At 29.1% G+C, this 13,358-nt stretch carries 16 protein-coding genes; 14 read left to right on the forward strand and 2 right to left on the reverse strand.

Annotation, left to right across the window (positions count from 1 at the left end; all coding sequences use genetic code 11):
* From U8307_RS12800 to yhbY, 11 genes are all read left to right on the forward strand, one after another.
* Positions 1-1,026, forward strand: a complete 1,026-nt coding sequence (locus tag U8307_RS12800) for a FecCD family ABC transporter permease (protein ID WP_326908472.1) — start codon at positions 1-3, stop codon at positions 1,024-1,026.
* A gap of 12 nt (positions 1,027-1,038) precedes the next feature.
* Complete coding sequence (locus U8307_RS12805) at positions 1,039-2,280, forward strand: ABC transporter ATP-binding protein (RefSeq protein WP_326908474.1); 1,242 nt, start codon at positions 1,039-1,041, stop codon at positions 2,278-2,280.
* A complete protein-coding gene (locus tag U8307_RS12810) occupies positions 2,277-3,083 on the forward strand; it encodes a MerR family transcriptional regulator (RefSeq protein ID WP_326908475.1) in 807 nt (268 codons plus the stop codon). The genes U8307_RS12805 and U8307_RS12810 overlap by 4 nt, the downstream gene beginning before the upstream one ends.
* 49 nt (positions 3,084-3,132) lie before the next feature.
* Positions 3,133-5,004 carry a TIGR03960 family B12-binding radical SAM protein gene (locus tag U8307_RS12815; RefSeq protein ID WP_326908476.1) on the forward strand — a complete coding sequence of 624 codons (1,872 nt, stop codon included), beginning with the start codon at positions 3,133-3,135 and terminating at the stop codon, positions 5,002-5,004.
* Complete coding sequence (locus tag U8307_RS12820) at positions 4,976-5,662, forward strand: TIGR03936 family radical SAM-associated protein (RefSeq protein ID WP_326908478.1); 687 nt, start codon at positions 4,976-4,978, stop codon at positions 5,660-5,662. Before U8307_RS12815 ends, U8307_RS12820 begins: the two co-directional genes overlap by 29 nt.
* Before the next feature lie 26 nt (positions 5,663-5,688).
* On the forward strand, positions 5,689-7,179 hold the full coding sequence (locus tag U8307_RS12825; protein WP_326908479.1) for an Rne/Rng family ribonuclease: 1,491 nt from the start codon (positions 5,689-5,691) through the stop codon (positions 7,177-7,179).
* A 109-nt stretch (positions 7,180-7,288) separates the two neighbouring features.
* Positions 7,289-7,600, forward strand: a complete 312-nt coding sequence (rplU, locus tag U8307_RS12830) for a 50S ribosomal protein L21 (protein WP_326908481.1) — start codon at positions 7,289-7,291, stop codon at positions 7,598-7,600.
* Between the two features lie 4 nt (positions 7,601-7,604).
* Complete coding sequence (locus U8307_RS12835; RefSeq protein WP_326908483.1) at positions 7,605-7,934, forward strand: ribosomal-processing cysteine protease Prp; 330 nt, start codon at positions 7,605-7,607, stop codon at positions 7,932-7,934.
* A 2-nt stretch (positions 7,935-7,936) separates the two neighbouring features.
* On the forward strand, positions 7,937-8,230 hold the full coding sequence (gene rpmA, locus U8307_RS12840; protein ID WP_326908486.1) for a 50S ribosomal protein L27: 294 nt from the start codon (positions 7,937-7,939) through the stop codon (positions 8,228-8,230).
* A gap of 58 nt (positions 8,231-8,288) precedes the next feature.
* The gene (gene obgE, locus U8307_RS12845) at positions 8,289-9,563 is read left to right on the forward strand and encodes a GTPase ObgE (protein WP_326908487.1); all 1,275 of its coding nucleotides are present in this window, start codon (positions 8,289-8,291) and stop codon (positions 9,561-9,563) included.
* A 16-nt stretch (positions 9,564-9,579) separates the two neighbouring features.
* The gene (gene yhbY / locus U8307_RS12850) at positions 9,580-9,870 is read left to right on the forward strand and encodes a ribosome assembly RNA-binding protein YhbY (RefSeq protein ID WP_326908489.1); all 291 of its coding nucleotides are present in this window, start codon (positions 9,580-9,582) and stop codon (positions 9,868-9,870) included.
* A gap of 45 nt (positions 9,871-9,915) precedes the next feature.
* On the opposite strand, the gene uppS is transcribed toward yhbY, so the two are convergent.
* Both uppS and zupT read right to left on the reverse strand, forming a co-directional pair.
* Positions 9,916-10,557: a polyprenyl diphosphate synthase gene (gene uppS, locus U8307_RS12855; protein WP_326908491.1), complete on the reverse strand. Its 642-nt coding sequence runs from the start codon at positions 10,555-10,557 to the stop codon at positions 9,916-9,918.
* 77 nt (positions 10,558-10,634) lie between these two features.
* Positions 10,635-11,453, reverse strand: coding sequence for a zinc transporter ZupT (gene zupT / locus U8307_RS12860; protein WP_326908493.1), 819 nt, complete (start codon positions 11,451-11,453; stop codon positions 10,635-10,637).
* A 186-nt stretch (positions 11,454-11,639) separates the two neighbouring features.
* Here zupT and U8307_RS12865 point away from each other — a divergent pair, with 186 nt between their 5' ends.
* From U8307_RS12865 to U8307_RS12875, 3 genes are all read left to right on the forward strand, one after another.
* Positions 11,640-11,834 (forward strand): hypothetical protein, encoded by a 195-nt coding sequence (locus U8307_RS12865; RefSeq protein WP_326908495.1) that lies wholly within the window; start codon positions 11,640-11,642, stop codon positions 11,832-11,834.
* 168 nt (positions 11,835-12,002) lie between these two features.
* Positions 12,003-12,833, forward strand: a complete 831-nt coding sequence (thyA, locus tag U8307_RS12870; protein ID WP_326908497.1) for a thymidylate synthase — start codon at positions 12,003-12,005, stop codon at positions 12,831-12,833.
* 10 nt (positions 12,834-12,843) lie between these two features.
* Positions 12,844-13,353 (forward strand): dihydrofolate reductase, encoded by a 510-nt coding sequence (locus U8307_RS12875; RefSeq protein WP_326908499.1) that lies wholly within the window; start codon positions 12,844-12,846, stop codon positions 13,351-13,353.
* The last annotated feature ends 5 nt before the right edge of the window (positions 13,354-13,358 follow it).

A 13,358-nucleotide genomic window follows, 5' to 3' on the forward strand; every position in this document is an offset into this window, starting at 1 on the left:
ATGAAAAATAAAAAAATAATTTATATTATTGCAATTATAATTTTATTTATTATACTTATAATCTGTAGCTGTGTTGGAGCTGCAAATATATCATTTTTTGATGCGATTAAGATAATTTTTAAAAGAATTCCATTTTCAAATGTAGATTCATCTTCTATACCAGTTTCTTCTGATACAATTATTTGGCAAATTAGATTTCCAAGAGTATTAGTTGGAGCGTTAGTTGGAGGAGCATTATCTGTGTCAGGGGCAACCTACCAAGGTCTTTTGAAAAACCCAATGGCTGATCCATATGTAATAGGCGTATCATCAGGGGCTGCTCTAGGAGCTTCTATTGGTATTGTTAGTAAAATATCTTTTAACTTATTAGGCTTATCTTTCACTTCAATAATGGCTTTTATTTGTGCCATAGGAGTAGTGTTAACTGTTTATAATATTGCAAAAGTAGGGAAAAAGGTACCTATGACTACGTTGCTTTTAAGTGGTATAGCAATTGGCCAATTTTTGACTGCAATTACTTCTCTTGTAATGATTTTCTCAGAGAATGATATGCAACGAATTATGCTTTGGACTATGGGTTCTCTGTCAGGAAAAGGATGGGAGCAATTTAATACTGTTGCTATTTATATAATAATCGGAGCATTTATAATATATTATTATGCAAAGGACTTAAATTTATTTCTCTTAGGAGAGGATACGGCAAATAATTTAGGAGTCGATGTAGAAAGGACAAAGGGAATCTTACTTATAGTAAGTGCTATAATTACAGCATTGGCAGTATCAGTATCTGGTATTATAGGGTTTGTTGGATTAATAGTACCTCATATAATAAGAATTATATTAGGACCTAATCATAAAACTTTAATACCAATGTCCTTTATAGCAGGTGCTATTCTTATGGTAATATGTGACACTATAGCAAGAAGTTTGATGCCTCAAGAAATTCCTGTAGGCATTATAACAGCAATTTTTGGCGGACCCTTTTTCATATATTTACTAAGAAAAAATAAGAAAGAATATGTGTAGAAGAGGATGGCTATGAATTACAATATAATTGAAATAAAGAATATGAAAATTAAATACGGGGATTATGAAGTTATAAGAGATATAAGTTTTAATATTAAAAAGGGAGAATTTGTAAGTTTAATAGGTCCTAATGGTGCTGGTAAGTCAACGGTATTAAAAGGAATTAATAAAAATATTGATTTAAGTAGCGGCGAGATTTTCCTTAAAGGTATTAGCTTAAAGGATATTACCTTTAAGGAAAAAGCAAAAATAATTGGGTTTGTGCCTCAGGAATTTAATATTTCCTTTGACTTTACAGTCTTTGATATTGTTAGTATGGGAAGAAATCCATATCACAAGCGTTTTGGGAAAGTAAATTATAAAGAGCATTTAATTGTTGAAGATGCTTTGAAAAAAACAAACACATTTATATATAAAGATAAGAATTTTAATAATTTAAGTGGCGGTGAAAAGCAAAGGGTTATAATGGCAAGAGCATTAGCTCAGGAACCTGAAATTTTGATATTAGATGAAGCAACCTCTAACTTGGATTTGCATCATCAACTGGATATTTTAGAATTAGTTCATTGGCTTAATAGAGAAGAAGGTATAACTGTTATATCGGTGATGCATGATTTAAATTTAGCTGCTCGATTTAGTGATAGATTGATTTTAATAGACGGTGGTCAAATTATAAAAGAAGGTACCCCTGATGAGGTTCTTCAGGAAGATGTTATGAACAATGTTTATGATATGGAAATAGTTATTCGTAACAATAAGCTATTATCTTCAAAGGAAATTGTACCACTTAGAGTACGAAGGGCTAAAGAGGATAAGAAAATATTTGTTCATGTAATTTGTGGTGGAGGAACAGGTGAATATATCATCCAAAAATTGTATTCAGAGAGATATAAAATAAGTGCAGGCATCCTTAATGAAGGAGACTCTGATTTAGAACTATGTAGGAATTTAAATATAAGTTTTGTTAAGGAAAATCCATTCTCTGTCTTTTCAGACGAAAGTAAAATTAAAATGATGGAATATATAAATCAATCAGATGTAATTATAATAACGGATGTTGCAATAGGCTGGGGAAATTTTGATAATATAAAATTGATAGAAAATATTAAAAATAAGCGTATTATTATACTTCACAGTACTAACAGGGATTTTGTTAAGGGTGAATATGAAAAAATCATTGATAAATTTAAAAAATATGATAATGTATCATATGTAATGAATTTGAAGGAATTATTTGAAAGGATAGATAAATGAAAAGTTATTACAAAATAAGTGAAATTTCAATCCTATACAATATCGGAAAGGATTCTTTGAGATACTACGAGGAAATTGGAATTTTAAGTCCTGAACGAGATAATAATGGATATAGACTATATAGCATACAAGATATATGGAAACTAAATGTTATTAAAGATTTGAGAAATTTAAATTTTCCTATGGACGTTATTAAGGATTATTTAGAGAATAAGACCTTAGAGAATACTTTAGATATATTAAATGAAGAAATAGTATTAATTAATAAAAAACTAGAACAATTAAATGTTCAAAAAGATGCTATAAGAGATAGAATAAAGTCTATTGTGGAAGATGCGGCTGTTGAAAATTTAGAAGAAATAGAAATAAAAGAAATAGACGAGAGAAAAGTTATTGTACTTAATGATACTTTTACTAGAGATGAAGAGGCTGACTTCTTGATTAAGAAACTTCACAGAAAACACGAAGATAAACTTTATTTATTAGGCAATAATTATGTTGGAATAACAATGAATTTAGATAAAATAAAAGAGCAAAATTACCATTCATATACTTCGGTTTTTTTTGTACTTGATAAAGATGATAAAGATTATGATAGAGTTATTCCAGGTGGAAAGTATATAACTTTATCTTATAAAGGCAGTTATGAAAAAACAAAAAAATTCTTACCTATGATGATGGAGTTTGCTAAAAAAAATAACTTAATGATTAAGTCGGATCCAATAGAATTATATAAAATAGATATTCATGAAACAAGTATAGTAAAGGAATTTTTAACAGAACTTCAAATGCAAGTAGAATAATTAATTTTTTAGGAGAAGATTAGATTTTGTATACAGAAAGGGAGTACATATGATTGATATAAAAAAGCTGGACAGAGAGCTTTTAAAGGTTGAAAAACCAGCAAGATATGTTGGTAGTGAACTAAATTCTGTCGTTAAAAATAAGGAAGACGTAAATATAAGATTTGCATTTGCTTTCCCAGATGTTTATGAGGTAGGAATGTCTCATACAGGAATGCATATATTATATCATTTGTTAAATAGTATAGATAATGTATGGTGCGAGAGAGTATTTGCACCTTGGACGGATATGGAACAATTGATGAAGCATAACAATGTTCCTTTATATGGACTAGAAAGTAAAGATGAGTTAAAAGATTTTGACTTTATAGGATTTACACTGCAGTATGAAATGAGTTATACTAATGTATTAAATATGTTGGATTTAGCAAATTTGCCTTTAAAATCCAAGGATAGGGGTAATGATATGCCCCTAGTTATTGCTGGAGGTCCATGTTCATATAACCCAGAACCTTTATATGAAATTATTGATTTATTTACAATAGGTGAAACAGAAGAGGTTTTGCCAATATTAATGAAACTTTACGAAGAAGAAAAAGAAAAAGGATTTGATAAATTATCATTTCTTGAATCAGCAGCTAAGATTGATGGAATATATGTACCACAATTTTACGAAGAAGTATATAATGCCGATGGTACTATTAAAGAAAGAAAAATATTAAATGAAAATGCTAAAGAAACAATAACTAAAACAATTATAAAAGATTTAGATAAAAGTTTTTATCCAGAAAAAAGTATTTTACCATATATTGATGTTGTACATGATAGAGTTGTTCTTGAAATTTTCAGAGGGTGCACGAGAGGATGTCGTTTTTGTCAAGCAGGAATGGTTTATAGACCTGTTAGAGAAAAGAAGGCTGATACTCTTGTTAAACAAGCAGAAAATCTTATTTCATCTACAGGCCATGATGAAATATCTTTAACATCTTTAAGCTCTGGAGATTATTCTTGTTTACCTGATTTAACTATTCAATTGTTAGATAAGTATGAGAATCAAAATACAAGTATTTCTTTACCTTCTTTAAGACTTGATTCAATGACTTTTGATATTATTGAAAGAATACAAGAAGTACGTAAGTCAGGATTAACCTTTGCTCCAGAAGCAGGAACTCAACGTATGAGAGATGTGATAAATAAAAATTTGACAGAAGAACAAATTCTTGGCCCAGTTGAAACAGCATTTAATCTTGGTTGGTCTACAGTTAAATTATATTTTATGATTGGATTGCCAGGTGAAAGTATGGAGGACGTTCTTGGAATAAAGGACCTTGCATATAAGGTAAAAGATAAATTTTTCAAAAGGCCAAAAGAAGATATTAAGGGAAATTTGAAAATCAATGTAAGTGCTTCTTGTTTTGTTCCTAAACCTTTTACTCCATTTCAGTGGGTAGAACAAAATGGTATAGAGGAATTTTACGATAAAGCTAAATCATTACAAAGAGAAATCAAAGATAAAAAAATATCTTTTAGTTACCATGAACCTAAATTAAGTTATCTTGAGGCGGTTTTTGCAAGAGGAGATAGAAGGCTTAGCCAAGTATTAATTAAAGCTTGGGAAAAAGGATGTAGATTTGATGGTTGGTATGATATGTTTGACTTTAACAAATGGATGGAATCATTTGAAGAATTATATGTAGATCCTGATTTCTATGGTAAAAGGCAAAGAGATGTTAAAGAAGTTCTTCCATGGGATTTTATTGATATCGGAGTATCAAAGGATTATTTAATTAGAGAATATGAGAAATCTATGGAATCAGCTACTACTCCTGACTGTAGACAACAGTGTTTTAATTGTGGTGTAAATAATAAATTATTGGGAGGTCCTTGTCCTCATGTGCAAAATAATAAGCAAATACAGTAAAACTGGAAATTTAAAATATATATCACATTTAGATGTTTTAAGATTTATTCAAAGGTCTGTAAAAAGAGCCGGAATACCTGCTAAGTATAGTGAAGGTTACAATCCACATATGAAAACAGCCTTTGGCTTTCCATTGTCCTTAGGAACTGAAAGTATAGGTGAATATTTTGAATTAGATTTAAATGAAAAGGTAGAAATAAATGATTATATAAGCAGAATGAATTTCGTTTTACCAAAAGAAATGCAAATAATTAGTGCAAGTTATACAGATGAAACTAAATCTTTAATGTCTCGTTGTGCTTATGCAGAATATATTTTTAATATAGAATTTGAAACTGTTGATTTTGATAAATTAAATAACCTATTTCAAGAGATGATTGAAATAGGGGTAGTATATAACAGGCAAAAGAAAAATAAAAAAAATAAAATAGTAAATAAGGAAATCAACTCAAAAGAACTTATTAAATATATAAATTTAAAGAAAAAAAGTGAAAATAAAGCGATGATTGAGGCTGTTTTTCTTACAACTGAAAATGGTAGTATGAAAACTGAAGAATTTATTAAACTTATTGAAGAAAGAAACTTTAAAATAAATTATTATACTATTATGAAAATAGATGCATTAGATAATAAAATGAAACCAATATTAAAACAATAGTGAACAATTTATAGGAAGTGGGTACTATGAAGCAAATATTAATTAAAAATTCTATATTTTTCAATCAGGTTGCTATTGTAGAAAATGGTAAACTTCTTGATTTTTTTTATGAAGAAAACGATAAGGAAAGTTTATTAGGAAATATATACAAGGGTAAGGTTATGGATATATTACAAGGTATGGAAGCTATATTTGTTGATATAGGCCTCGATAAAAATGCTTACTTATATAAAAATGATCTTTTGTCAGATAAGTTTCTCATAGAAAGAGAAATTCGTAAAAAGGATACTAAAGAACTAGATAAAATTATTAAAAAGGGTGAAGAAATTCTAGTTCAGATAAACAGAGAACCTATGGGAGAGAAAAATATATCTGTAACAACTGATATTTCTTTGACGGGAAAATATATTGCTTTATTACCTCAAAGTAAAAAAGTTAATATTTCTAGTAAAATAAGAAAATTGGAAGAACGTAAAAGATTAGGGCAAATTGGTAAAGATATAATGACAGAGAATAACGGAATGATTATTAGAACTTATTCTGAAAATTGTTCTTCTGATGATATAGAAAAAGAATATAAAGTACTTTCATCTATGTATAAAAAAATTGAACAGGAATACAAATATTCATATGCACCTAAATTACTTTTTCAAAGTAATTCTCTTATTGAAAGAGTGTTTTATGACTATATTGATTCAACAGTAGATGAAATATATGTAGAAGATAAAAGTAATAAAATAAAATTACATGAAATAATGAAAAATTATGATACAGACGAATTTAAAAATATAACAATTAAAGAATCAAGTAATGTATTTGATTTGTTTAGCATTGAAAAACAAATTGATATTCTTTTTAATAGAAAAATTGAACTTGATAATGGTGGGTCTATTTTTATTGATGTTACTGAAGCTTTGACTGTTATAGATGTTAATAGTGGTAAGTATATTGGAAATAAAAATTTAGAAGAAACAGCACTTTCTTTAAATTTGGTTGCTTTAGATGAAATTGCTAGACAAATAAAACTTCGTAATATAAGCGGCATAATCTTAATAGATTTTATAGATTTGAGAAAAAAGGAACATGTTGATTTAATATTGAATAAAGCTAAAACTATATTTAACAAGGAAAAGACTAAAGTCAATGTAGTTGGAATGACAAAACTAAATCTTATGGAAATAACAAGAAAAAAAAATAAAGAAAATTTCTTTAATTTAATGACTAAAGAATGTGAGCACTGTAGTGGTGGAGGAAGAATATCATCGAATATTCACGTTTTTTTAAAACTAGAAAATATAGTAAGAAAAATTAGGAATAATACATCTTGTGAAGCCGTTATTTTAAAAGTAGGTAGCATACTTTATAATGAAATGACCAAGGAATTTTATGAAATTATAAATAAAATTGAAAATAAATATAAAATAAACATATACTTTGAGGAAGATAAAAGTATCTTAACTGAAGATATTGTAGTTGGAAAAATGGGCAAAATTGAATATATTAAATCTCAAAAATAGGTTGACAAACTTATCTTTGTTTGATACAATTTATTTCTGTAATAGCCGCACGGATCAGGTTAAAACTTAGGTACCTGCAATGGCGAGACTGGGAAGAGGAGGTAATAGTATGTACGCAATAATCGAAACTGGTGGAAAACAATATAGAGTTCAAGAAGGCGACGTTGTAAGAGTTGAAAAACTTGAAATCGCTGATGGAGAAACAGTAAAATTTGATAAAGTTTTACTAGTAGCTAATGATGGGAAAGTAAATGTTGGTAAGCCATATGTAGATGGAGCAGTAGTTGAGGCTGTAGTTGAAAAACAAGGTAAGGCTAAAAAAATTATTGTTTTCAAATACAAAGCAAAAAAAGACTACAGAAAGAAACAAGGTCATCGTCAACCATTTACACAAATTAAAGTTGAAAAAATAGTTGGATAATAATATGATAGTAATAACTATGCAAGAAACCATTAATTCATATAATGGTTTTATAGTTGAAGGTCATTCAGATTACGGTGAAACAGGTTCAGATATTGTATGTGCAGCTATATCGATATTATCATATACTGTCTTAAATTCTATGAACTTAGTTGCAGGAATTTCTTCTGAAGACATTTTACATGAAGTTGATGAGGAAACAGGTTTTTTAAAAGTTAAGACTTTGAAAAGTAATGATATAACAGATTCATTATATAGAAGTTTTATAGTAGGTATACAGTTGTTATTAGATAATTACGAAGAATATATTACACTTAAATTTGAGGAGGTGTAAACATGTTATTAAAATTGAATTTGCAGTTATTTGCACATAAAAAGGGTGTTGGTAGCTCTAAAAACGGTCGTGATAGTAATGCTAAAAGACTTGGAGTAAAAAGAACTGATGGACAGTTTGTTTTGGCTGGTAATATTCTTGTTAGACAAAGAGGTACTAAATTACATCCTGGTATGAATGTAGGAATTGGAAGTGATGATACATTATTTGCTAAAGTAAACGGGAAAGTTAAGTTTGAAAGAAAAGACAAAGCAAGAAAGCAAGTTAGTGTATATCCTTGTGAATTAGATGCATAATAAAAATGACCTACCTGTTAAGGTAGGTTTTTTGATTAATTAAGAAGGTTGGGATAAAATGTTTATAGACATAGCTAAAGTCAGTGTAAAAGCCGGTAAAGGCGGAAATGGTAGTGTAGCATTTAGACGTGAAAAATATGAACCCATGGGGGGACCTGCTGGAGGAGATGGTGGAGATGGTGGTAGTATTATATTAGTCGCAGATGAAGGATTGAGAACTTTAATGGACTTTAGATATAAAAGACGCTACCAAGCTGAAAAAGGTGGAGATGGCAGAAACAAAAAGCAGTTTGGGTCAGATGGTAAAGACTTAGTATTAAAGGTTCCTATTGGAACATTAGTAAAAGATGAAGAAACGGATATTGTTCTAGCAGATTTAAAAGAAAATGGTCAAAGATACATATGTGCCAAAGGGGGCAGAGGTGGTAGAGGTAATACCAAATTCAAAAATTCTATTAGAAGAACACCACGATTTGCAGAACCAGGTACAAAAGGTGAGGAAAGAGAAATAGTACTAGAACTTAAACTGATTGCAGATATTGGATTAATAGGATTTCCTAATGTTGGGAAATCTACAATTCTGGCATCCATAACTAGTGCAAAGCCTAAAATTGCGAATTATCATTTTACAACTTTGAAACCTAATTTAGGGGTTGTAAGTATAGGAGAAGGTCATAGTTATGTTATTGCAGATATACCTGGACTTATAGAAGGTGCTGCAGGTGGAGCAGGCTTAGGGCTAGAATTTTTAAGGCATGTTGAAAGAACTAAACTTTTGTTACATGTAATAGATACTTCTGGTCAGGAAGGCAGAGACCCAATTTTAGATTTTCACAAAATTAATGAAGAATTGAAACAATATAGCGAAAAATTATCAGAAAAAAAACAAATTATTGTATTAAATAAAATGGATATACCTGAAGCACATGAGAATTTAAGTAAAATTAAGTCTGAATTTGAAAGTAAATATGAAATTCTTGAAGTTTCAGCAGCAACAGGTGAAGGACTTGATGTATTAAAGAAAAAGGCATATGAAAGATTGCTAGAAGTAGAAGAAGAAGTAGTATTTGTTGATGAAAATTTAGTAGAAAGATACTATGATAGAAAAGAAAGAGATACCATTGTAGTTTCAAAGGAAGATGATTACTATCTGGCAGAAGGAGAGTTCCTAGAAAGATTAGTTGATTCAACTAACTTTGATGATTTCGAATCATTTAGTAATTTTCAAAAAGTACTTATTGACAAAGGTGTAATAGATAGATTAAGAGAAATAGGAGCAAAAGAAGGAGATCTCGTTAGTGTTTGCGGGGTTGAATTTGATTTTATTGATTAATCAGATAGGAGGACAAATGCTAACAGGAAAACAAAGAAGTTACTTAAAAGCATTAGCAAATAAAATAGATCCTATAATGCAAATAGGTAAAGGCGGAATCACAGAAAATGTAATTAAACAGATTGATGATGCTTTAGAAGCTAGAGAATTAATAAAAATAAAAGTTTTAAATAATAGTTCGCTAGAGGCAAAAGATATTGCAAATGAAGTTGCAGAAGAAGTTAAAGCTGAATTTGTACAAAGTATAGGCAATAAATTTGTGATTTATAGAGAATCAGAAGACAAATTAATAAATATGCCAAAGTAATAAAGTTATGAATAAGGAGACATTTTACGTCTCCTTTGTCATGATTTAACCGCCTAAAGTGACATCTTGATTATTATACCACTTCATTGCATTATGAAATTGTTCAGGTCTAAAATCAGGCCACATGTCATCAATAGTATATATATCTGAATAAACTGATTGAATAGGAAGAAAGCCAGAAAGTCTTTTTCTGCCTCCCCATCTTAGTATAAGGTCTATACGGGAAATGTCCTTGGAATGAAGTCCATCCATTATACTTTTTCTATTTTTTATTTTAGTATTTAAATTTGCTATATCCCAATCCCAACCATAATTAACTAAAAAATTAACTTTTGTTCCACCATTACCTATATTAGTTCTATTAGTATATTTCAATAATTCTTTTGGAAAGATTGTTGAATTTGTATTCCCAATAACTAATAATGACACATTTTCCTTTGCAATTAAATTAACAGCATCAACGCAAGCTTTTACAAAGGCATCAATTTGCTTTCTAGGTCTTTTACCGTTGTCTGTTGTAAAACCATAGTATGTAATTTCTCTTATTCCATATTCCTGAACTAACTTTAATGCTTGTAGTCCGGGGTCGAGACCGTATTCATATCCTTTTTGTTTTTCAAAGCCTTTATTTTGCGCCCAACGTCTATTTCCATCAGGAATTAGTCCTATATGATTTGGAATTCTCAAATTACCACTACCTCTCTATACTAGATAATGGTATTGTTTACAAAATATAATCATTTATACATTATAAAGAACTAATGTTAAGAGAATAAAAGTAAACTTAAAGCCATTACAATCATACCTGATATAAGCCCATATATTGCAATATGATGCTCACCATATTTTTCAGCTGTTGGAAGCAATTCATCTAAAGATATAAATACCATTATACCAGCAACTGAAGCAAATATAATTCCAAACAAAGCATCATTTAAGAAACTCCTTAATAATAAAAATCCAATAATTGCACCTGCTGGTTCAGACAAACCTGAAAGGAATGAGTATGCAAACCCTTTAGCCCTACTTCCAGTAGCATAGTATATTGGAACAGATACTGCTATTCCTTCTGGGATATTATGTATTGCAATAGCTAATGTAATACTGATACCTAATGTAGGATCTTGTAGGGCACTCGTGAATGTTGCTAATCCTTCTGGAAAGTTATGTATTGCAATTGCTAGTGCTGAAAATTTCCCCATCCTCATTAGTTGATTTTCTTGGGTATTTTTTTCTATATCTTTTATATTTGTTTCCGCATTTAGTTCATGAGGATTATCTTCTTCAGGTATTAATTTATCTATTAATGCAACAATGGCCATGCCTGTAAAAAAAGCAATAGTAGTAATCCAGTAACCCTTTGTCGAACCGTAAGCCAATTCTAATGAAGCTCTAGCCTTTACAAATATTTCTATCATAGATACATAAATCATAACACCAGCAGAAAATCCTAATGAAGCTGATAGAAATTTATGATTTGTCTTTTTTGTAAAAAAGGCGAAAACACTTCCTAAACCTGTAGATAAACCAGCAATTAGTGTAAGTCCAAAAGCAAATAAGATGTCATTTGTTGTATAATCCATTTAGATACACTCCTTGTGAGAAAAATTCTATTTGTAAATTTTATTCCTAATTATAATATAACTGTTTAAAATAAGCAACTATCAAAAAAATGAAATTATGATTTTCTAAATATATAAGAATATACATAAAAATTATAAAATTGAGAATACTGGTAATAAATATAAATGTAATTGGGGTGAAATGTTATGAGTGATTTTGAAAAAATTCAAAATATGTATGATAATGGGTTTAGATGTATTCGATATGATGATACTAAAGATGGTGAAATGAGTATATATTTCAAAAACTTTGAAAGTGAAGAATCAGAAGCAATGCGCGTAAAAGGATTTGAAGAAAAGATGAAAATTAAAAGTTTTATAAATAATAATTCTATGAAATAATATATGTATAAGAGGACACAATGTTCTCTTTTTTGTTGTTTGGCAATATATCTTACTTGTAATCATTCTTGTACTAATGTATAATAAAATGAAGAAAAAGTATCTCCAATTAGTCATATGCGTAATAGGTTTATAGGGAGATATTTAATATTCAATAGGAGGCGTAAAATGAACTTAGCTGATAAAATATTTATAGATAATTGTAAGGATATTTTGCAAAATGGTGTTTGGGATAAGGACTATAATGTAAGACCTAGATGGGAGGATGGAACACCTGCATATACAATTAAAAAATTTGGAATAATTAATAGATATGATTTGACTGAAAGTTTTCCAATTTTAACTTTAAGGAAAACAAACTTTAAAGCTGCTGTTGATGAAATGCTTTGGATATGGCAAAAAAAATCAAATAATGTAAATGACTTAAATAGTCATATTTGGGATTCCTGGGCTGATGAAACAGGTTCAATCGGAAAGGCATATGGTTATCAATTAGGGCAAAAACATAAATACAAGGAAGGCGAATTTGATCAAGTTGACAGAGTAATTTATGATTTAAAAAATAATCCTGCAAGTAGGCGAATATTGACTAATATATACAACTTTGATGATCTTCATGAAATGCATTTATATCCTTGTGCTTATAGTATGACATTTAATGTTTCTGGAAATAAATTAAATGCTATATTGAATCAAAGATCTCAAGATATGCTTGCTGCAAATAATTGGAATGTAGTGCAGTACTCTATTTTAATACATATGATGGCTCAAATTAGTGGTTTGGAAGCTGGAGAATTAGTACATGTTATTTCAGATGCACATATATATGATAGACATATACCAATTATTGAAGAGGTTATAACAAAGGAATCTCATGATTCTCCAAAGTTAGATATAGATAATAGCATAACTGATTTTTATGACTTTACTGTTGATAGTTTTAAATTAATAGATTATAAATATAATCAATTTAAGGTTAAAGTTCCAATAGCTGTATAGGAGGTGAAATATGAAACTTATAGTTGCAGTCGCTAAAAACTGGGGAATCGGTTATGAAGGCGATTTACTTTTTAATTTACCACAAGACATGGAATTTTTCAAAGAAACTACAAAAAACAAGGTTGTTGTTATGGGAAGGCGAACATTGATGTCATTACCAGGAGGGAAACCACTTAAAAATAGAACTAATATAGTTTTAACCTCTAATAAAAAATTTAAAGCTGATGGTTGTATAGTTTGTAATTCATTTAAAGAGTTATTTGAAGAATTGAAAAAATATAGTAATGATGAAGTATTTATAATAGGTGGAGGTAAAATATATAATGATTTATATTCATATTGTACTGAAGCTTATATTACAAAAGTAGATGCAATAACAAATGCGGATACGTACTTACATAATTTTGATGAGGATGTTAACTGGGAGTTAAGCTTTGCATCCGAATTACATGATTACAATGGAATGAAATTTACATTCAACACATATAAAAATAGCAATGTATGTTATCCAGAGATATAACGAAA

Source organism: Sedimentibacter sp. MB31-C6 (genome assembly GCF_035934735.1).
Taxonomy (GTDB): Bacteria; Bacillota; Clostridia; order Tissierellales; family Sedimentibacteraceae; genus Sedimentibacter.

What these genes read in the sequence shown, in the direction of transcription:
- U8307_RS12810 (WP_326908475.1), top strand. Translation starts at nt 2,277, where the DNA reads ATGAAAAGTTATTACAAAATAAGTGAAATTTCAATCCTATACAATATC.
- U8307_RS12825 (WP_326908479.1), top strand. Translation starts at nt 5,689, where the DNA reads ATGAAGCAAATATTAATTAAAAATTCTATATTTTTCAATCAGGTTGCT.
- U8307_RS12875 (WP_326908499.1), top strand. Translation starts at nt 12,844, where the DNA reads ATGAAACTTATAGTTGCAGTCGCTAAAAACTGGGGAATCGGTTATGAA.
- yhbY (WP_326908489.1), top strand. Translation starts at nt 9,580, where the DNA reads ATGCTAACAGGAAAACAAAGAAGTTACTTAAAAGCATTAGCAAATAAA.
- obgE (WP_326908487.1), top strand. Translation starts at nt 8,289, where the DNA reads ATGTTTATAGACATAGCTAAAGTCAGTGTAAAAGCCGGTAAAGGCGGA.
- U8307_RS12815 (WP_326908476.1), top strand. Translation starts at nt 3,133, where the DNA reads ATGATTGATATAAAAAAGCTGGACAGAGAGCTTTTAAAGGTTGAAAAA.
- U8307_RS12865 (WP_326908495.1), top strand. Translation starts at nt 11,640, where the DNA reads ATGAGTGATTTTGAAAAAATTCAAAATATGTATGATAATGGGTTTAGA.
- U8307_RS12800 (WP_326908472.1), top strand. Translation starts at nt 1, where the DNA reads ATGAAAAATAAAAAAATAATTTATATTATTGCAATTATAATTTTATTT.
- U8307_RS12805 (WP_326908474.1), top strand. Translation starts at nt 1,039, where the DNA reads ATGAATTACAATATAATTGAAATAAAGAATATGAAAATTAAATACGGG.
- zupT (WP_326908493.1), bottom strand. Translation starts at nt 11,453, where the DNA reads ATGGATTATACAACAAATGACATCTTATTTGCTTTTGGACTTACACTA.
- U8307_RS12820 (WP_326908478.1), top strand. Translation starts at nt 4,976, where the DNA reads ATGTGCAAAATAATAAGCAAATACAGTAAAACTGGAAATTTAAAATAT.
- U8307_RS12835 (WP_326908483.1), top strand. Translation starts at nt 7,605, where the DNA reads ATGATAGTAATAACTATGCAAGAAACCATTAATTCATATAATGGTTTT.
- thyA (WP_326908497.1), top strand. Translation starts at nt 12,003, where the DNA reads ATGAACTTAGCTGATAAAATATTTATAGATAATTGTAAGGATATTTTG.
- rplU (WP_326908481.1), top strand. Translation starts at nt 7,289, where the DNA reads ATGTACGCAATAATCGAAACTGGTGGAAAACAATATAGAGTTCAAGAA.
- rpmA (WP_326908486.1), top strand. Translation starts at nt 7,937, where the DNA reads ATGTTATTAAAATTGAATTTGCAGTTATTTGCACATAAAAAGGGTGTT.